Origin of the sequence: Chryseobacterium caseinilyticum (assembly GCF_014837145.1) — a bacterium.
Lineage (GTDB): Bacteria > Bacteroidota > Bacteroidia > Flavobacteriales > Weeksellaceae > Chryseobacterium > Chryseobacterium caseinilyticum.
The window spans coordinates 139252-157810 of record NZ_JACYFS010000001.1 but is presented as its reverse complement, the minus strand read 5'-3'; the positions used below and the strand labels follow the sequence as shown (position 1 = coordinate 157810).

16 protein-coding genes are annotated in these 18559 nt (G+C 37.0%); 7 read left to right on the top strand and 9 right to left on the bottom strand.

The annotated features are described in order from the left end of the window. Window positions 1-11: 11 nt before the first annotated feature. The 5 genes from gldG to kbl all read right to left on the bottom strand — a co-directional run bounded on the left by gldG (window position 12) and on the right by kbl (window position 5970). Window positions 12-1679, bottom strand: coding sequence for a gliding motility-associated ABC transporter substrate-binding protein GldG (gldG, locus tag IC610_RS00710; RefSeq protein ID WP_056078370.1), 1668 nt, complete (start codon window positions 1677-1679; stop codon window positions 12-14). A 3-nt stretch (window positions 1680-1682) separates the two neighbouring features. Continuing rightward, window positions 1683-2411 (bottom strand): ABC transporter permease, encoded by a 729-nt coding sequence (locus tag IC610_RS00705; RefSeq protein WP_191734765.1) that lies wholly within the window; start codon window positions 2409-2411, stop codon window positions 1683-1685. Between the two features lie 323 nt (window positions 2412-2734). Next, the gene (locus IC610_RS00700) at window positions 2735-3292 is read right to left on the bottom strand and encodes a CopD family protein (protein WP_191734764.1); all 558 of its coding nucleotides are present in this window, start codon (window positions 3290-3292) and stop codon (window positions 2735-2737) included. An 89-nt stretch (window positions 3293-3381) separates the two neighbouring features. Then, window positions 3382-4455 carry a hypothetical protein gene (locus IC610_RS00695; RefSeq protein WP_191734763.1) on the bottom strand — a complete coding sequence of 358 codons (1074 nt, stop codon included), beginning with the start codon at window positions 4453-4455 and terminating at the stop codon, window positions 3382-3384. A 318-nt stretch (window positions 4456-4773) separates the two neighbouring features. After that, window positions 4774-5970, bottom strand: a complete 1197-nt coding sequence (gene kbl / locus IC610_RS00690) for a glycine C-acetyltransferase (RefSeq protein ID WP_191734762.1) — start codon at window positions 5968-5970, stop codon at window positions 4774-4776. 155 nt (window positions 5971-6125) lie between these two features. Between kbl and IC610_RS00685 the strand changes: the two genes are divergently transcribed. Next, window positions 6126-7004, top strand: coding sequence for a cupin-like domain-containing protein (locus IC610_RS00685; RefSeq protein ID WP_191734761.1), 879 nt, complete (start codon window positions 6126-6128; stop codon window positions 7002-7004). A gap of 91 nt (window positions 7005-7095) precedes the next feature. On the opposite strand, the gene IC610_RS00680 is transcribed toward IC610_RS00685, so the two are convergent. Beyond that, on the bottom strand, window positions 7096-7488 hold the full coding sequence (locus tag IC610_RS00680; protein ID WP_191734760.1) for a hypothetical protein: 393 nt from the start codon (window positions 7486-7488) through the stop codon (window positions 7096-7098). A gap of 103 nt (window positions 7489-7591) precedes the next feature. Beyond that, window positions 7592-8269 (bottom strand): TIGR02117 family protein, encoded by a 678-nt coding sequence (locus tag IC610_RS00675; RefSeq protein ID WP_191734759.1) that lies wholly within the window; start codon window positions 8267-8269, stop codon window positions 7592-7594. 424 nt (window positions 8270-8693) lie between these two features. Between IC610_RS00675 and IC610_RS00670 the strand changes: the two genes are divergently transcribed. The 4 genes from IC610_RS00670 (at window position 8694) to IC610_RS00655 (ending at window position 14986) form a co-directional block, all read left to right on the top strand. Next, window positions 8694-9152 carry a hypothetical protein gene (locus tag IC610_RS00670; protein ID WP_191734758.1) on the top strand — a complete coding sequence of 153 codons (459 nt, stop codon included), beginning with the start codon at window positions 8694-8696 and terminating at the stop codon, window positions 9150-9152. Window positions 9153-9261: 109 nt separating this feature from the next. After that, the gene (locus IC610_RS00665; protein WP_191734757.1) at window positions 9262-10347 is read left to right on the top strand and encodes an efflux RND transporter periplasmic adaptor subunit; all 1086 of its coding nucleotides are present in this window, start codon (window positions 9262-9264) and stop codon (window positions 10345-10347) included. A gap of 15 nt (window positions 10348-10362) precedes the next feature. Next, complete coding sequence (locus IC610_RS00660; RefSeq protein ID WP_191734756.1) at window positions 10363-13524, top strand: efflux RND transporter permease subunit; 3162 nt, start codon at window positions 10363-10365, stop codon at window positions 13522-13524. Beyond that, entirely contained in the window at window positions 13517-14986 is a 1470-nt protein-coding gene (locus IC610_RS00655) for a TolC family protein (RefSeq protein ID WP_191734755.1), read from the top strand. The genes IC610_RS00660 and IC610_RS00655 overlap by 8 nt, the downstream gene beginning before the upstream one ends. Before the next feature lie 381 nt (window positions 14987-15367). On the opposite strand, the gene queG is transcribed toward IC610_RS00655, so the two are convergent. Further along, window positions 15368-16306, bottom strand: coding sequence for a tRNA epoxyqueuosine(34) reductase QueG (queG, locus tag IC610_RS00650; protein WP_191734754.1), 939 nt, complete (start codon window positions 16304-16306; stop codon window positions 15368-15370). Window positions 16307-16414: 108 nt separating this feature from the next. Here queG and IC610_RS00645 point away from each other — a divergent pair, with 108 nt between their 5' ends. Then, window positions 16415-16693 (top strand): rhodanese-like domain-containing protein, encoded by a 279-nt coding sequence (locus tag IC610_RS00645; protein ID WP_056078334.1) that lies wholly within the window; start codon window positions 16415-16417, stop codon window positions 16691-16693. Between the two features lie 90 nt (window positions 16694-16783). Beyond that, window positions 16784-17446, top strand: coding sequence for an HD domain-containing protein (locus IC610_RS00640; RefSeq protein ID WP_228462831.1), 663 nt, complete (start codon window positions 16784-16786; stop codon window positions 17444-17446). A gap of 234 nt (window positions 17447-17680) precedes the next feature. Here IC610_RS00640 and IC610_RS00635 read toward each other — a convergent pair whose 3' ends face one another. After that, complete coding sequence (locus IC610_RS00635; RefSeq protein ID WP_157844525.1) at window positions 17681-17839, bottom strand: hypothetical protein; 159 nt, start codon at window positions 17837-17839, stop codon at window positions 17681-17683. Window positions 17840-18559: the final 720 nt, after the last annotated feature.

The following is an 18559-nucleotide window of genomic DNA, read 5'->3' as shown; positions in this document are numbered from 1 at the left end:
TTTCTATTTCATTATCCAAATTTCTTCTTTCTCAGCCAGAAGAATAATCCTCCTAAAAGACCGATAATTGCCAAAGGTAAAAGCAAATTCAGCCACTGCCATTTCGCTTTCTCTTCTGTGATTCTGTACCTGTCGAGAAGACGCTCTTCGATGTTTCTGTTTCGCAGTTCTATCAGATTGCTGTCGTCCAAAAGATAGTCGAGGGCATTTCTCAAAAACTGCTCATTTCCGAACTGTTCATCTGTCAGCCTGTCGATTCCCAGCGGTAATGGTTGTCCTTTTACGATTTTATTTCTCGCAAGATCGCCGTCTGCAATCACAATCATTTTGTTTTCCGGACTTTCAGATTTAAAGTTGGGATAGCCCTTTCTCTCAATTCTCGAAGCATACGCAGAGTTGAATTTTCCCTCCAAGGCTACTGCGAAAATTTTTGGTGTACTTGGTCTCTCCATCTGCCCAAGGCTGTCAACACTTGCAATTTCTTTCAGCTCCACGTAGTTCGGAACCTGTTTCAGTAAAGTTCTTTCACTGGATTCGAAAAGTATTTTGGTTTTAAATTTCTTTCCGCCTAAAGTATCAATCGATGTCGGAAATTCAAATTTTACCGGATTAATATTTTTCGTAATCGGATGATTGTTTTCTGCAATTCCCAAAGGAAAATATGGCCACGGAAGACTGCTGAACTGCGGATTTCCGTTAATTTCACCCGTTACAATTTTCAATAAAGCGTATTTTTTAACATCTTTTACCAAAGCCGGATTTATTCTGAGTCCGTAATTGAAAAAGAAGTCGGTCATATTGATGTCTACCGGGAAAGGCATTAATTTTTTTGACCTCGTCAGCGTATCCATTTCAGCATTCACGGCATCAATCATCCACAGCGTTTTTCCGCCGTTCATAATGTACTGGTCAAGGATGAGTTTTTCACCGTCTGTAAAAGCTTTTCGGGGTTTTGCAATCACCAGAGCATTCATCTGTTTCAGCATCGGGAGATCTTCCAGTGAAAGTTCTTTCGTATTTTTTGGAATCACCGGTCCTGCCTGATAATTTTCATTGGCAATCTGCATGAAACTTTCAAATTCAGAAGGGCTCAGTTCGTCCTGATTCACCAAGACACCAATCTTCTTTCTTTCATCTGTTGCCACAGCTTTGATGTTTGAAGCAAGCGTATACTCAAGATTTTCAATTGATTTCCTCAACTGATCCTGTGCGTTGATATTGTTCTGCTGCACAATCAGCGGAATTGAAATTCCTCTCCCCTGATATTTTACTACAGCATAAGGATAAACTTCAATCTGTGTAATCTTCCCTTCTTTTTCGTCCGGCAGAATAGATTTCTGCATTCCCATTGCCATCAGCGTATCTTCAGGAATTCTGTTTTTAATCGGATCTGTAAACCTGAAATCTACGTTAGAATTGATTTTTCTGAACTCTTCAAGCATAAATTTCGTTTCATTCTGAAGCTGTCTGAAACTTGCCGGAAAATCTCCTTCAAGGTAAACTTCCACCATCACAGGTTTTTTGATGGATTCCAAAACTTTAACAGTACTGTCTGAAAGCGTGTATCTTTTCTCTTTGGTAAGGTCTAATCTGATTCCTGAAAATGCCAGTACGATAACCAGCGGCAGAATTACAAAAAGTAAAATTCCGAGGGGCGATTTAAAATTAATCTTCTTCATGGTCTACTTCTTTTTGGTGATGAAATGATTTGACAAAAACAGCGTAATGCCGATGATTAAAACAAAATAGGCAACATCTTTAAAGTCAATTAAACCTCTTGTAAAACCTAAAAAGTGCTGGTAAAAACCGACATTCTGAAGAATAAAATCTGCTCCTCCCAATAATTTATAGCTTGCCAGCTGTTCGATTCCAAAGTACATAATGAACGACATGAAAACGCCAAGCAAATAAGCCATAATCTGGTTTTGGGAAATGGATGAGGCTAAAATCCCGACACCGGCAAAAGCAGCGATAAGAATAATTAAACCCAAATAACTTCCCACCGTCATTCCCATATCGATATTACCGATGGGTACGCCTAAAACATAGACTGTGTAAAGATAAATAAGTGAAGGAATTAAACATAAAATCCCGACAACCCAGACTGAAAGAAATTTCCCAGTCACCAAATCTGAGATTTTTAAAGGCTGTGAGAAAAGCCAGTTTAATGTTCCGGTTTGTTGCTCCTCCGCAAAAGTTTTCATCGAAAGCGCCGGAATAATAAACATTAAAAGCCACGGCACCAAAACAAAATAGCTCTGAAGCGAAGCAGAACCGATATCGAAAATATTGGAATCATTCTCGAAAAAAAACAAAAACAGCGTCGTTATCAGACTGAAAGCCGCAATGATGATCCATGCGCTCCAGTTTCCGAAGTAACTCCAAAGTTCTTTTTTTAAAATTGCAAACATAAATTAATTTGATATTTGAGGTTTGATATTTGAGATTTGAGCGTCATTACGAGGCACGAAGCAATCTCAATTTTAACCATTTTCTTTACTTTTTAAATCATCTTCGATACGTTTCATACCGGAAATCATACTTTTTTACTCGCTAGTGAGTCTTTTTGATTCAAAATTGAATCTTTCATACTAAAATTTGAGTCTTTGACATTGAACGTTGAATGTTTTTGATTCAAATCTGAATCTATTTTACTCAAATTTGAGCCTTTCACATTCAACATTAAGTGTTTTTATATTGTCAGCAAGACTTTCAACTTGGCTCTTTTTACTTTTTACCTGGCTCTTTTTCCTTTTCCTTTATTAACCAACTTCACCGTCATCATAATCAGAAATACCAGAACGAAAAATCCGCAGATTAATTGCCACCAGTATTCAATAACCATTGATTTTAAAATTACCGTAAATACGACTAAAAATAAAATGAAAGTAGCGACTTCATTAGCCTGTCTCAGTTTTATATTCGCTGTTTCAAGCGTATTTCCGTCGAGTGCTTTTAGTTTTAATACTTTTTTCCAGCACCAGTAATGATAAACTGCCAATCCGACAAGGAAAGTTAACTTCAAATGAAACCAGGGCGTTTTCATTAAATTAAAATTCAAAAAAATCATTGCTAAACCGCATACCGTCATGATTACACCAGCCGGAACGGTGATGATATTCCAGAGCCGTCTTGCCATAAAGGTGTATTGTTCTCTGAGAATATTTTTTTTTGTTTCATCAAAAGCATCGGTATCTTTATAGTACACAAAAATTCTCACGAGATAAAAAATTCCCGCAAAATAAGAGACCATAAAAATAATGTGCAACGCCTTGATGATGGTATACAGCATCGTAAAAATTTGTGGGCAAAGATAAGTTATTTCAGAAAAAAAGCGAATTTAATATGAAATCTTTATAAAATAACAATGTCGTAAGAATTTTAAACTATCCAACTTTCTACTATGGAAACAATATATCCATTTTTACTTTTTTTAATAAGATAAGTATTCCCAAAATCGATAGTATCAAATTTCAGAATATAAGTATCTTCTAAATCATCACATTTAAAAATTTTGGTATAGCTCTGTACATAGGTAAAAAAAGGATTTAATTTTTTATATTCGTAATACTCTTTGGTAGTCAGAAAAATTACGCGTTCGCCAAAAGTGTTTATTCTTCCTAAATTTTCATCGTCTGTTACAATTATTCTTGCTCTAAGTTGGCTTAAAAAATCCCTCTGCTTTTGCGGGAACTCCTTTTCTAATTCTTCCTGCTGTTTTCCGACATCTTCTTGAAAAGTTTTTATATTAATTTCGAAAGTTTCTTGAACAGAGTTTTCATCTCTCAATAAAGGATAATTTCCATAAATAATTGCTTCAAAAATCTTGGTAAAGTCGTTTTCAATTGTAGGATATTTTGGATTTAAATCTTCAGAATCAAAAATCCCGTCACCATCAGAATCTTTTGAAAATGGATTTGTGAAATAGTTCATTTTTTCGTCTAAATCATTCCATCCATCATTATCGCTGTCTTTTAAAATTTCCTTTAAATTAATTATGACTAAAGCATTATTTTTAACCGTTTCATAAACCGGACCACCTCCCGGAAGCGTTAATGGTTCAGTCATTTGGACAATATCTGCTTCAATCTGAATATGATTCTCATCTTTCCACAATAAAAAATTTGACTGTGGCTTAAAAACATAATTGTTATTTTTACAAAGACCTGTAAAATAGTTTTTCCATGTTTTTCCGTAGTCATTCGAGATTCTTAAATAATATTTGGTAGTTAAAGAAGATGCGGAAGAATATAAAATACCTATTTTCTGACCCGTTTTACCCATTTTGATAATTGAAGCTTTTGGGATATCATAGTATTTATCCTGCAATGCAAGCTTAGAAATTGAATCTTTCATCTTATAATTTCCAGATGTAAAATCTGGTACTTTATTGAAATTTTCTGTTTTATACTGCAGAGAATCTACAATTTCACCTTTGGAAGCCGGATTTTTCAAAGTTTTTACTTCTATAAAGTCAAACCGTTTCTTGATTGCATTTCGCTTAGAGTTTGTATTTTCAATAAAATTTTCAGAACTTTTATCTGATGAGTAAAGGAGATTTACACACCTGCCCGCTACACTGCATTGACATGTAGAAGACCTTTGCGACTGCAAAGTATTACACAAAGAAAACAGTATTACTAAGATTATTTTTTTCGTCATATCAGCAAACGATATTTAGTTCTAAATATAATCTAATTTACCCCAGATTTACTCAATAAAAAACGGAATTTCAAAAAATGAAACTCCGTCAGATATTTTTAAATGAAAAGTTTAGGAAATCACTCCCAGCTCCTTCCCTACTTTCTCAAACCCTGCAATCGCCTTGTCCAGGTGCTCTCTTGTATGCGCTGCAGAAAGCTGAACTCTGATTCTTGCCTTGCCTTTCGGAACTACTGGATAGAAGAATCCAATCACGTAAATGCCTTCATCCATCAGCTTTTCAGCCATTTTCTGAGCCAAAGGTGCGTCATACAACATCACCGGAACAATTGCAGCATCGCCGTCCGGAATATCAAAACCTTTTGATTTCATTTCAGCTCTGAAATATTCTGCATTTTCCATTACTTTATCGCGAAGTGAAGTGTCGTCTGAAATCATATCCAAAACTTTCAAAGCTGCCCCAACGATTCCAGGCGCCAGTGAATTTGAAAATAAATATGGTCTCGAACGCTGTCTCAACATATCGATGATTTCCTTTTTTCCTGAAGTAAATCCGCCCAAAGCACCACCCAAAGCCTTTCCTAAAGTGGATGTAATAATATCTACTCTGCCCATCACTTCGTTGGCTTCATGTGTTCCACGACCTGTTTTTCCGATGAAACCGGTGGCGTGAGAATCGTCGACCATCACTAAAGCGTCGTATTTATCAGCAAGATCACAAACGCCTTTCAGGTCTGCAACGATTCCGTCCATGGAAAATACACCGTCTGTAACGATGATTTTGAATCTGTGATTTTTTTCTGAAGCAGCAATCAATTGCGCTTCAAGATCTTCCATATTATTGTTTTTGTAGCGGTATCTCGCAGCTTTGCAAAGACGAACGCCGTCAATAATCGAAGCGTGGTTTAATTCGTCCGAAATAATCGCATCTTCTTCTGTAAATAATGGTTCGAAAACACCACCGTTGGCATCAAAACACGCTGCATACAAAATGGTATCTTCTAGTCCTAAAAAGTCAGCGATTTTCTGCTCCAGCTGCTTGTGGATATCCTGAGTTCCGCAGATAAAACGTACAGAAGACATTCCGTAACCATGAGATGCTATCATATCCTGAGAAGCTTTCATCACTTCGGGATTGTTTGATAAACCAAGGTAATTGTTGGCACAGAAATTCAGAAGTTTCTTTCCGTTGGCTTCTATTTCGGCACTCTGCTGAGAAGTGATGATTCTTTCTTTTTTAAAAAGTCCGTCATTCTCAATATTCTGTAATTCGTTCTGTAGATTTTCAAGATACTTTGTAGAGATCATTTTTTTGATAATTTTTAGGTGTGCTAATTTAATAAAATCATGGTAAACTACTTACTTTTATCATTCTATTCTGTGAGAATATACATGATTAATTTTAATAAATAGTCTACTAAAATTATAGACTATTTATTATATTTGCTTTCTAAATTGATAAAATGAGATTATCTGCGGTACAGAAAATTAGAAATATATCATCAGAAGACTTTTTAAAACAACATTTAAAACCAGCAAAACCGGTTATTCTTGAGGACTTTGTCGATGCTGAAAGCCCTGCATTTCAAAAATGGAATTACGATTATTTCAAGGAGGTTGCCGGCGAGCAGAAAATTAATATTTACGGAAGCGAGATTGAATCTTTAGACCGGGTTGCCAGCAAACCGATTGGTCAAAGCACATTTTCCGAATATCTTGATTTAATTGTTTCAAAACCAACCGAGCACCGGCTTTTTCTATTTAATCTTCTGACTGTTAAGCCTGAACTCAAAGAAGACATCCATTACAACGATATAACCAAAGGTAAAATTTTAAAGTGGCTTCCGTTTATGTTTTTCGGCGGTGAGGGTTCTATTACGAGAAATCATGTCGATATCGATATGTCTCATGTTTTTATCACACAGTTTCAGGGCATCAAAAAAATCTGGCTTTTTCCCTGGGATCAATCTGATTTACTGTATAAACTTCCTTACAATTTTCACAGCATAGCCAATGTAAAAGAGCCTGATTACAATGAATTTCCGGGTTTGAAATACGTCAACGGCTATGAAGCAGTTATTCAACCTGGCGAAACTCTGTACATTCCGTCGGGATGGTGGCATTACATCCAGTATGAGACCGAAGGCTACTCTGTTTCGGTAAGAGCATTGCCATCCAGCTGGCTCGAAAAGTGGCGTGGATTTAAAAATCTTGTCCTCATCCGTCATTTTGATAATGCAATGCGAAATTTATTTAAAGAGAAATGGTTTGATTTTAAAGTAAGAAAAGCTACAAGAAAGGCTAACCGTGCAATAAAGAAGCAGAAAACTTTTCAGATTTAAATTGATAAAATGAATATTTTTATTCTGAAATTGAATTTTAAAAAAAAGACCTCCTTCCGGAAGTCTTTTACGCTTATCAATCATTTAAGCATTAATTCTGTTTTGCAAAATATGCTTCTTTAAACGTGCCTGATCTCGCATCGCAGCTGTCTTTTACAGCTGAAAAATGAATTTTATTATCTTTGATATCAAATGTGTAAGTCCCTTTAGAACCTACTTTGCAGGGAGAACCTCCTGATACTTTTTCAAAAAGTATTTCGCCTCCCTTCTGCGAATATTTCATATTCTCAATCATCTCATTTTGGTGATAAGCTTCGCAATTGGTTTCGTTAAATTTCAACACAATTTCATTGGGATCGGGAACATTAGCCATTCCTTTCCACTCTGTACCAGCCAGAGATTTCGTTTCAGATCCGGTGCAGTTTATCAGCAAACCCGCAGTGCAAAGGATCATTCCGATTACAAATAATTTTAAGTTTTTCATTATAAATGTTTGTTGATTAGTTGAATAAATTTAATAAAAAATTTAAACGAAAACCAAAATTTACTGAAAAATTTAAATTAATTACTGTTATAAATTTAAAAAACTACTTGTAATGCTGGAAAATACCGATATCTGAAGCCGTCCAAAATGCAGCTTTCTGTCCGGCAGCTTTCAGGGCATCATTAGACCAGGTATTGCACGTATATAAAAAACTGTAAGTTCCTTTTGCATCGTAGAAAGCATCGTTGTCATCGTAGACCGCATCGGTTTTTACGAACATATAATTTCCATGGGCGTCTTTATCGAATTTAGCATCAACAAAACTAACCAAATCTCTATATTGCTGTTCTGAAACCATTATTTTTTTACAGTCATCTGCCTCTTTCATTTCATTGTAGAAACTGCAGTGCATTGCCGATTCACTCAGCCAAAAAGCTGCTTTAAATGCAGTTGAAGCTTTAAGGTCAGCCCAGGTTGGTGTATCAAGATAAAAACCCTTGTCGCCCCACCCGATTCCAACATACTGATAATCTGTTTTCCTGGATTTTACATTTTCAAAACTGATTTTTTGACTCCAGTCTGTGATATTGTTTCTCACAGGCATTACAATATCGGTGTGCACGCCGTTGGTGTAGATGTAAATCGGGATATTTTTGGTGTCGGCAGTTTCCTTTTCTGAAGTTTCAATAAACGGTAACAGATAGGCTGCAAGCACATAGAGAACCACAATTCCTAAAAATATACCGATCACTTTTAAGAAAATAAAGATCATTTTTTTCATCTTGAATTATTAATAAAATTTCACAAATAGTTTTGCCCGAAAAGTTTTGCGAAAAGATGAGATTTTTTTATCTTTAGAAAACAAATCTCCACAAATATGCAGAAAAAAAGCAAATCTCAGAAAAAATTTAAGTTAAGAGTGAAAATTGCTCCGAAAAGAAAACAGACCAGACGCTGATTTTTTTCTTTCTTAAATCTTTATCTGGCCAGATAAACTCTTTATTTTCGTTCTCTTAAAGGAAAATGACGGTACCAAAAAATATTGTCCGGTATTTCAGCCCCCTTTAACTTCTATACAAAAAACTGTCTCTCAATAGTTTTCAGGGAATTGTCTCCCAAGAAAATTCCACTTTTTTATTTTTAATGTTTTTTTAATATTCAGTTTTAATTCCAGATTCCAATCATTTCTTACCTTTGTACCCGGAATGAAAAGAAGACTCTATCAATATTTTTTCTTTTTACTGCTCGTTATTTTGGCTTGCGGAGGTGCAGATTCTCTACACAGCCGTAACAGTGATGTTCAGGCAGATTCCACAGTCTCCATTCCTACGATCAGCAGATCTGTTTCAAAGAAAAACACTCATTCTCAACAGAATAAATTTGCTGTTTCTCACAGAAATTCTTCTCAGTACACGAGAGATTATCCTCAGCAGCAGCACATTTTGGGAGAACTGAGCGACTCAGATCCTGAAGAGGAAGACAGTTCTGAAACTGAAACAGATTCCGGACTTTTAAAAATTGCAAAAGCAGACCTCTGGACTGCAGTATTTGCGTTTGTCAATACTTTTCACACCAATAAAAGTGCAGTTTACTTTGCACATTCAGACCTTAAAAATTCCTCTTCTGATCCGCTGTACATTCAGTACAGTGTTTTCAGATTGTGATACCCTGAGTATTTTTTAACTACAGTTCATGCACATCAAAACTGATGATGCACTGAAATTTTCAATTTTTATTTCAAATAATTTATCGTTAAAAAACTTACTCATGATAATGGTTAAGAAAAGTCTTATGTATGTAAGCATGTGTCTGTCTTTGGTTTTGGCAAGCTGTCATTCTGAAAAAGAAGAAAAAACCGAAGCGGCAACCTATAAAATTACAAGTCCGCTTGTACAGGACACCCTCATTGACAAAGCCTACGTGGCGCAAATCCGTTCTATCAATCATATCGAGCTTAGGGCTCAGGAAAAAGGATATATCCAAAAAGTATTTGTTGACGAAGGACAGTTTGTACAGAAAGGTCAACTACTTTTTAAAATTCAGCCCAATCTGTATCAGGCAGATGTAAGCAAAGCTCAGGCGGAAGCCAGATATTCGCAAATTGAATATCAGAACACCAAAAATCTTGCAGACAAAGACATTGTTGCTCCTCAGGAAAAAGCAATGGCAAAAGCAAGATATGAAAAAGCTCAGGCCGAAGTTGCCACCATGCAGGCTCACCTTCAGTTCACAGAAATCCGCGCTCCATTCAGCGGAATCGTTGGGCGTTTTCATGTGAGAATCGGCAGCCTGGTTGATGATGGAGATTTGATTACCGAACTTTCAGACAACAGCAAAATGTGGGTTTATTTTAATGTTCCTGAAACTGAATATCTAAGCCAGTTGGGAAACAGTAAAAATGGAGAAAAACTTCACGTTAAACTTCAGATGGCCAACGGTCAGATGTTTCCTCAGGAAGGAATCGTGGAAACCATAGAATCAGATTTCGACAATGAAACCGGAAATATTGCCTACAGAGCAACATTTTTAAACCCTGAGAAACTTCTCCGATACGGACAGACCGGAAACATCATGATCACCACTCCATTCAAAAGTGCGATGCTGATTCCTCAGAAAGCAACCTATGAAGAGCTGGAGAAAAAATATGTGTATGTCATCACGAAGGACAATGTTGTGAAAGCCCGCGAAATAAAAGTAGCAGCAGAACTTCCGCACATTTATGTTGTACAATCCGGATTACAGAAAGACGACAAGATCTTATTGGAAGGATTGAGAATGGTTTCAGAAAACCAGAAAATCAAAACTCAGTTCATCGCTCCACAGAAAGTATTGTCAAATCTTGATCTGTACGCAGAGTAACCAAATCAGAAAATCATGTTTAAAAAAATAATACACAGACCGGTATTTGCAATTGTAATATCGGTGATCATCCTCTTTGTAGGTGGTCTTTCCATAAAACAGCTTCCCACTGAACAGTTTCCGCAAATTGCCCCGACCACAGTTGCTGTAACCATCGCTTATCCAGGCTCAAGTGCCGATGTTTTGGTTAAATCTTCTTTGATTACCATCGAAAATGCCATCAACGGTGTTCAGGGAATGCGATATGTAACGAGTGACGCTACAAGTGCCGGTGAAGCTACAGTAAATGTTGTTTTTGAGCCGGGAACAGATCCCAATCAGGCGGTAGTTTTAGTAAAAACAAGAATCGATCAGGTGATGCCGCTTCTTCCGATTTTGGTTCAGAAAGAAGGTGTAGTTGTAAATCCGATTCAGCCAAGTATGCTGATGTATGTAAACCTTTACAGCAAAAACAAAAGCATGGATGAAAAGTTCCTTTACAACTATGCTACAGTCAATATTATTCCTGAAATAAACCGTATTCACGGGATTGCAAAATCTCAGATCTTAGGTAGCCGGAGATATGCGATGCGTATTTGGTTGAACCCGGACAGAATGCGTGCCTACGATATTTCAACAGATGAAGTGATGAAGGCTATCGGCGAACAGAGCATCATCGGACGTCCCGGCAGAATCGGACAAAGTTCGGGTATTGCTGCGCAGTCTTTAGAATATGTATTAACCTATAAAGGTCAGTACAACACTCCCGAACAGTACGAAAATATTATTGTAAGAGCCAATTCTGAAGGTGAAAATGTAAAATTAAAAGATGTTGGAAAAGTTGAGCTGGGAAGTGAATTTTTTGATATCTATTCCAATCTTGACGGGCATCCATCGGCATCCATTGTCTTAAAACAAAACTATGGAAGTAATGCCAACGACGTCATTAAAGAAGTAAAAGCCAAACTCGAAGAAATGCGTCCGAACTTCCCGCCGGGTGTTGATTACAAAGTTTCCTACGACGTTTCTCAGTTTTTGGATGCTTCGATCGAGCAGGTTGTTCATACTTTGAGAGATGCTTTCATCCTTGTGGCAATCGTGGTTTTCATCTTTTTAGGTGACTGGAGATCAACACTTATCCCGATTATCGCCGTGCCGGTTTCTCTGATCGGAGCATTCTTTTTCATTCAATTGTGTGGATTATCCATAAACTTAGTAACACTTTTTGCACTGGTTTTAGCCATCGGAATTGTGGTGGATGACGCCATTGTTGTCGTCGAAGCCGTTCATGCCAAGATGGAAGAAAAACATCTCACACCATATCTTGCTGTAAAAGAAGTAATGGGCGAAATTTCAGGAGCGATTATTGCGATTACAGCGGTAATGGTTTCAGTATTCTTACCGATTTCATTTATGACAGGACCTGTCGGGACTTTCTACCGTCAGTTTTCAATAACGATGGCGAGTGCAATTGTAATTTCAGCAGTAGTTGCTTTAACGCTGACTCCGGTTCTTGCAGCGATGATTTTAAAGAATAATCACGGTCAGGAAAAGAAAAAGAATCTGTTCACAAGATTTATCGATTCTTTCAACAGAGGTTTTGATAAACTTACAGGAAAATACACTTCATTCCTGAGAAAAATTGTGAGCCGGAAAGGACTTACCTGGGGAATTCTTGCTATTTTCTGTGTTGGAATTTTTATTGAAAACAAAACCTTACCGGGAGGATTTATCCCAAGTGAAGACCAGGGAACAATTTATGCGATTATCCAGACGCCGCCGGGTTCTACTTTAGAACAGACCAATAAGGTATCGAGAGATCTACAGGCCATCTGTATGAAAGTTGACGGTGTAGAATCCGTTTCCTCACTTGCCGGGTACGAAATTATGACGGAAGGTCGTGGTTCCAATGCCGGAACGTGTCTGATCAACCTTAAAACCTGGGGCGACCGTGAGCATTCTGTGAAAGAAGTAATGGAAGAAATGGAAGAAAAAACCAAAGGACTTGGTGCCACCATTGAATTCTTTGAACCTCCTGCTGTTCCCGGTTTTGGATCGTCTGGTGGTTTTTCGATGAGACTTTTAGACATGAACAGAACTACGGATTATCAGGATTTTGATAAAGTAAATAAATCTTTCATTAAAGAACTTAAAAAGAGAAAAGAACTGACCGGGGTTTTCACCTTTTTCGCCGCCAACTATCCGCAGTATGAATTGGTTTTCGATAATAATGCCGCGATGCAAAAAGGCGTTTCTATCGGAAAAGCTATGGAAAACCTGAATATTTTAGTGGGAAGTACTTACGAACAGGGCTTCATCAGATTCGGGCAATTCTTCAAAGTATATGTACAGTCCGGTCCGGAATTCAGAAAACTTCCTACAGATATTTTGAATCTCTATGTAAAAAATGACAGAGACGAAATGGTGCCCTACTCCGCATTCATGAGCATGAAAAAAACGCAGGGACCAAATGAAATCACACGTTACAACATGTACAATTCTGCAGCGGTTCGTGGACTTCCATCTGACGGTTACACTACTGCAGATGCGATTAAAGCAATTAATGAAGTAGCCGCAAAAAATTTACCTCATGGTTACAAAGTAGCTTGGGAAGGGCTTTCTTTTGACGAAGCTAAAAAAGGGAATGAATCTGTCTACGTCTTTTTAGTCGTTCTGATTTTCGTTTATCTTGTTTTGGCGGCACAATACGAAAGTTTTATTCTTCCGTTTGCCGTGATTTTATCGCTGCCCGTCGGAATTTTCGGTTCTTTCTTTTTACTTAAAGCGATGGGACTTCAGAACGATATTTACGCACAGGTCGGGCTCATCATGTTGATTGGTCTCTTGGGTAAAAATGCTGTTCTGATTGTAGAATTTGCCGTCCATAAAAGACAGGAAGGACTTTCCATTTTTGAAGCAGCAATTGAAGGATCGAAAGCGCGTTTCAGACCTATTCTAATGACTTCATTTGCATTTATCGCAGGTTTGATTCCGCTGATTTTTGCACACGGCGCGGGAGCCATCGGAAATCACACCATCGGAGCATCAGCAATGGGCGGAATGGTTTTGGGAACCGTGCTCGGCGTTGTCATCATTCCTGGATTATATTATATTTTCGGAAAAATGGCTGATGGCAGAAAAATGATTAAAAACGAAGAATCATTACCTCTAACAGATGATATGATCCATTATGAATAAGAAAAAATTATATAAATATGCAGGTCTTGCAGTTCTGATCTTAAGTTTAGCTGCCTGCAAACCAATGGAAGTTGCGAAACATGCAGAAAACAAAAATGTTCCTGAAAACTTCGGGACAGCAGTGAGCGACAGCACCAACACTGGAAAACTAAGCTGGAAAGAATATTTCGCTGATGAAAAACTGCAGAGTTTAATTGAAACAGCTTTGCAAAATAATCAGGAGCTGAATATTACCCTTCAGGAAGTAGAAATGTCGAGAAATGAAATCCGTGCAAGAAAAGGAGAATACTTGCCTTTTGTAGGCGGAAAAGCCGGAGCTGGTGTAGACAAAGTAGGCCGTTACACCAATATCGGAGCTTTGGAAGCAAATACTGAAATCAGGCCAGGAAAAGAAATGCCGGAGCCACTTTTCGACTTCGGAATCGGAGCGTACGCCCAATGGGAAACCGACATCTGGGGAAAACTTCACAATGCCACGAGAGCTCAGGTGCAGAAATATCTCTCAACGGTCGAAGGCAGAAATTTCATGGTCACCAATATTATTTCTGAGATCGCCAATTCTTATTATGAGCTTTTGGCTTTAGATAATGAATTGAAAATTCTGGAGCAGAATATTAAAATTCAGAATGACGCCTTTCGTGTTGTTAAGATTTTAAAGCAAAATGCAAGCGGAAATGAATTGGCCGTGAAAAGATTCGAGGCTCAGGTTTTAAAAACGCAAAGCATGCAGTTTGAAATCCGTCAGAAAATCACAGAGACTGAAAACAAAATCAACTATCTCGTAGGAAGATTTCCGCAGCATGTAGAGCGTTCAGAAAATCAATTTGACAGCCTTGTACCGCAAACTGTTTTTGCCGGAGTACCTTCAGATTTGCTTGAAAACAGAGCCGATATCAAACAAGCTGAATTCCAGCTTGCCGCTTCAAAATTTGACGTTAAATCTGCCAAAGCAAGATTTTATCCTTCACTGGATATTACTGCAGGAGTTGGTTTTAATGCATATAATCCTGCGTATATTTTTGATATCAAATCTTTGGTATTTAATCTCGTGGGCGATCTTACTGCTCCTATCATCAACAGAAATGCGATAAAAGCAGGTTACGCGAATGCCAATGCCAGACAGATTCAGGCAGCTTTTGAGTATGAGCAGAAAATTCTGAATGCGTATGTGGAAGTGACCAATCAGCTTTCCAACATCAAAAATCTGCAGAGTAATTATGAATTGAAATCTCAGGAAGTTGATGCTTTAACGAAGTCTATCGATATTTCCAACGACCTTTTCAAATACGCCAGAGCCGATTACATGGAAGTTTTACTTACCCAAAGAGATGCTCTAGAAGCAAAGTTTGAATTGGTAGAAACAAAAGTGGAGCAACTGAAAGCTACCGTTAGTTTATACAGAAGTTTAGGCGGTGGATGGGATCAGCAACCTGTTGCCAACCCAAACATTACCAAAAGATAATCATTATCATTGTTTTTTTTTCGTTAGCTGTCCTGATTTTTCGGGGCAGCTTTTTCTGTTCTTTTGTCTTGAAATCAAAGATTCGACGAAGTCAAACAAAAGAACCAATCCCGAAACTTCGGGACAAGACTTGGAAACTTCCGCTAAAAATTTAAATTAAATCCTAAAATTCCCAAATTGACTCTTCTTAGCAGTCGAATTTAAAGGTTAAAAGCGAAGACAATTTATAAATGACCGAAGGCAATCCTTAAAATATTTCGCCGACTTGTTTGTCATTCCGAAGGAATCTAAGCTGCCTGACATTATTTGGTAGAGATAACTACGGAACGACAAAATTACTGCTGCTTTAAGGTTTACAAAAATTCAAAAAGATTCATTTCTTTAAATTGAATTTCCATCCAAAAACTCAATATTCCTCTTCAAACCGGCAAATTTTGTACGTTTTACAGGTGATTTTCTAAAAATTTCAGAGAATAACTCCTGAGTAATTTCTTTCCACTCTCCCTTTTTCAGGTTTTTGAGAAAGTCATTGGGTTTAAATTTATTCTGATTGTGTGGTGCCGCAAAACGGTTCCACGGACAAACATCCTGACAGACGTCGCAGCCGAACATCCAGTCATCCATTTTATCTTTAAAATAACCGGGAATTTCGTTTTTCAATTCAATCGTTGCATAGGAAATACACTTGCTCCCGTCTATAAGTTTATCGGAAATAATAGCGTCCGTCGGACAGGCATCGATACATTTTCTGCAACTTCCGCAGTGATCGGTGGTTGGATGGTCTGTTTCCAGCTCAAGATCGCAGATGATTTCGGCTAAAAAATAGAATGAACCGCTTTGCTTAGTAATCAGATTAGCGTTTTTCCCTACCCATCCGATGCCGGATTTTCTTGCCCAGCTCCTTTCCAAAACAGGAGCAGAATCTACAAAAACACGGAATGAAAATTCACCAATTTCGTTCTGCAACTCGGAAACCATGTCACGGAGAATTTCTTTGATGACTTCATGGTAATCTTCAGCGTAAGCGTATTTTGAGATTTTAAAGTTATCTAAAGTCGAAATTTTTTCTTCAGGAAAATAATTGTAGGACAGTGAAATCACCGATTTTGAGCCTTCCACCAATAATCTTGGATCAAGCCTCTTATCGAAATGATTTTCCATGTACTTCATTTCGCCGTGGAAGCTGTTTTTCAGCCAGTTTTCGAGTGGTCTGGCTTCTTCTTCCAAAAATTCTGACTTTGAAATGCCACAATTCTGAAAGCCAAAACTTTTTGCTTTGGATTTGATGAGCTGGCTGTATTTTTCGGCGTTGGCATTCATTATTTACCTTGCAAAACTAAGATTATTTTATAAATTTGTGTGACTTTGATTTTACATAAAATTAAAGAACTCGGAAAAATCAATTTAAACATTAAATACACTAAAATTATGTCATTAGAAGAAGTAATAAAATCCGGAAACTACGAGTTAATCGACGTTCGTGAACCAATGGAACTTGAAATGGACGGAAACATTGAAGGCGCAAAAAATATCCCTTTGGGTGAGGTAGAAGACAGACAGGATGAAATTCTTTCTATCGAAAAGCCGGTAATCCTTTTCTGCAGAAGCGGAAACAGAAGCGGGAAAGCATTGGAATATCTGAATTCCCAAGGTCTGAAAGAAGGCTACAACGGTGGCGGATGGGCTGAATTGAAATCGGCTTTGTAAAAAATTAAAAGGAACTTCTCGGTTCCTTTTTTTGTTGAAATTCCTTCTCAATCATCCTTGCCAAGGTGATCAACTGTATGATGATTAAACTTGGCAAGGTTTCCACGGTTTGATCTAAAATACATCGTTACTTCAATGGATTTGAAAAACTTATTCTTAAAAATTTCAGAAAGATACTGTTCAGATAAGAAACTGGTTGAAGAATTGTGGACAGCAATTAAAAAACAGTATTCTACAAGATCAAGACATTACCACAATCTGGAGCATCTGGAAAACATTTTTTCGGAACTTGAGGAAGTTAAAACTGAGATTATTGATTTTGACATACTCGCTTTCTCCGTTTTTTACCACGATGTGATTTACAAAGCAACTACAAAGGACAATGAGGAAAAAAGTGCAGAATTTGCTGTTTCAAGTTTAAAGAAAATGAAACTTTCTGAAACTCAACTTGAAAAAATAAGCGAACAGATCTTAGCTACAAAAAAACATGAATTCTCACGAGATGAGGACACCAATTACCTTATTGATGCTGACCTTTCCATCCTTGGTGCTGAAAGAGATGTTTACAAATATTACATTGAAAATATCCGAAAAGAATATTCGGTCTATCCCGATTTTTTGTATAAACCCGGCAGAAAAAAAGCCATGCAGCATTTTTTGGAATTCGCTTTTATATTTAAAACTGAGTATTTGAGAGATAAATATGAAATGAAGGCACGGGAAAATATTAAATGGGAGATAGAAAATCTTTAGGTTTTTGGTTGAGGCTAACCGTTCGGAAACGTAGTGGTGGGTAAAGTCAAATCCGTATGATTATTATAGTTTATCTAATCAAAAATAACTAAACACGACTTTGAAAAATTTAAGAATCAAAAAATTGTAAGTAATCACTAAGAGATTGTATTATTTGATTTGATCAATTCTTTTGTTATATATGTTTAAACAAAAAAAACTGCGCGATGCAGTTTTTGGTGTTTTAATAAAGTTTTAGATGGCGGGATTCACACTTCCGGAGGCGCCACGTGGAAGAAATACCACTTTTCTCTTTATACTTTTTGCTTTTTCAAGAACTTTAAGTGCTTTTTGGCGTTCAATTTCTTTTGTCATGCTTGAGATCGACTGATCAGAGTTTGTAAAGGATTGCATATTTTGGTGTGTTGGTTAGTAATTTTTTTTAAACTAAAACCGTACCGTTTTAAATCATATTCTGATTAGCAGTTAGTATTTCTGTTGGAAGAATAAACTTTTATTAAAAAGCTTGCGGCCACTTTATCAAATTAAATCTAAAAATTTAGTTTAAATATTATTTTAGGCATAATACTTGCAAACTACCCGATAGAAAAATACAACACGACACTTTATCACTTTCTTATAGCAAAATCCCTCCGTTTGGAAACAGACTGGGGGATTTTCATTTTAATTTCTTTGGTTTCCTGCTGTTCAGCAACTTTAGTTTTAACGAATGAATTACTTGGATTTAAAATTTAAGAGAAAAACTGCGATGAATGCTTTATCACGTACGTATTCATTTACAATTTCTTTCAAGTGAAAGTAATCATCAGTAGCTGCAGAGAAGAACTTCGGTCTGTTAGGTCATTTCACATAAAACTTAACGTATAAAATTAATATATAGTATGATTATCAAAGCATTACAATAACATTCATAACGATGTTAAGCTCTGAAAAGCCTTAATCCTAATACTCTGTTAACGGAAAGACTATGACATTTTTTTCGCATTCATGTAGTTTCGTAGAATAATATTAAAGATCAACATTTATTTGGTTGAAAAAATTTTTGATATGTTGTGTCAAATGGGAGGGAGAAACTTTGAATTGTATACGTCCGGTATCCTTCTTCTTCTTTTA

Coding starts and splice junctions, on each gene's coding strand:
- gldG (WP_056078370.1), bottom strand. CDS start 1,679: ATGAAGAAGATTAATTTTAAATCGCCCCTCGGAATTTTACTTTTTGTA.
- IC610_RS00705 (WP_191734765.1), bottom strand. CDS start 2,411: ATGTTTGCAATTTTAAAAAAAGAACTTTGGAGTTACTTCGGAAACTGG.
- IC610_RS00700 (WP_191734764.1), bottom strand. CDS start 3,292: ATGCTGTATACCATCATCAAGGCGTTGCACATTATTTTTATGGTCTCT.
- kbl (WP_191734762.1), bottom strand. CDS start 5,970: ATGATCTCTACAAAGTATCTTGAAAATCTACAGAACGAATTACAGAAT.
- IC610_RS00685 (WP_191734761.1), top strand. CDS start 6,126: ATGAGATTATCTGCGGTACAGAAAATTAGAAATATATCATCAGAAGAC.
- IC610_RS00680 (WP_191734760.1), bottom strand. CDS start 7,488: ATGAAAAACTTAAAATTATTTGTAATCGGAATGATCCTTTGCACTGCG.
- IC610_RS00675 (WP_191734759.1), bottom strand. CDS start 8,269: ATGAAAAAAATGATCTTTATTTTCTTAAAAGTGATCGGTATATTTTTA.
- IC610_RS00670 (WP_191734758.1), top strand. CDS start 8,694: ATGAAAAGAAGACTCTATCAATATTTTTTCTTTTTACTGCTCGTTATT.
- IC610_RS00665 (WP_191734757.1), top strand. CDS start 9,262: ATGGTTAAGAAAAGTCTTATGTATGTAAGCATGTGTCTGTCTTTGGTT.
- IC610_RS00660 (WP_191734756.1), top strand. CDS start 10,363: ATGTTTAAAAAAATAATACACAGACCGGTATTTGCAATTGTAATATCG.
- IC610_RS00655 (WP_191734755.1), top strand. CDS start 13,517: ATGAATAAGAAAAAATTATATAAATATGCAGGTCTTGCAGTTCTGATC.
- queG (WP_191734754.1), bottom strand. CDS start 16,306: ATGAATGCCAACGCCGAAAAATACAGCCAGCTCATCAAATCCAAAGCA.
- IC610_RS00645 (WP_056078334.1), top strand. CDS start 16,415: ATGTCATTAGAAGAAGTAATAAAATCCGGAAACTACGAGTTAATCGAC.
- IC610_RS00635 (WP_157844525.1), bottom strand. CDS start 17,839: ATGCAATCCTTTACAAACTCTGATCAGTCGATCTCAAGCATGACAAAA.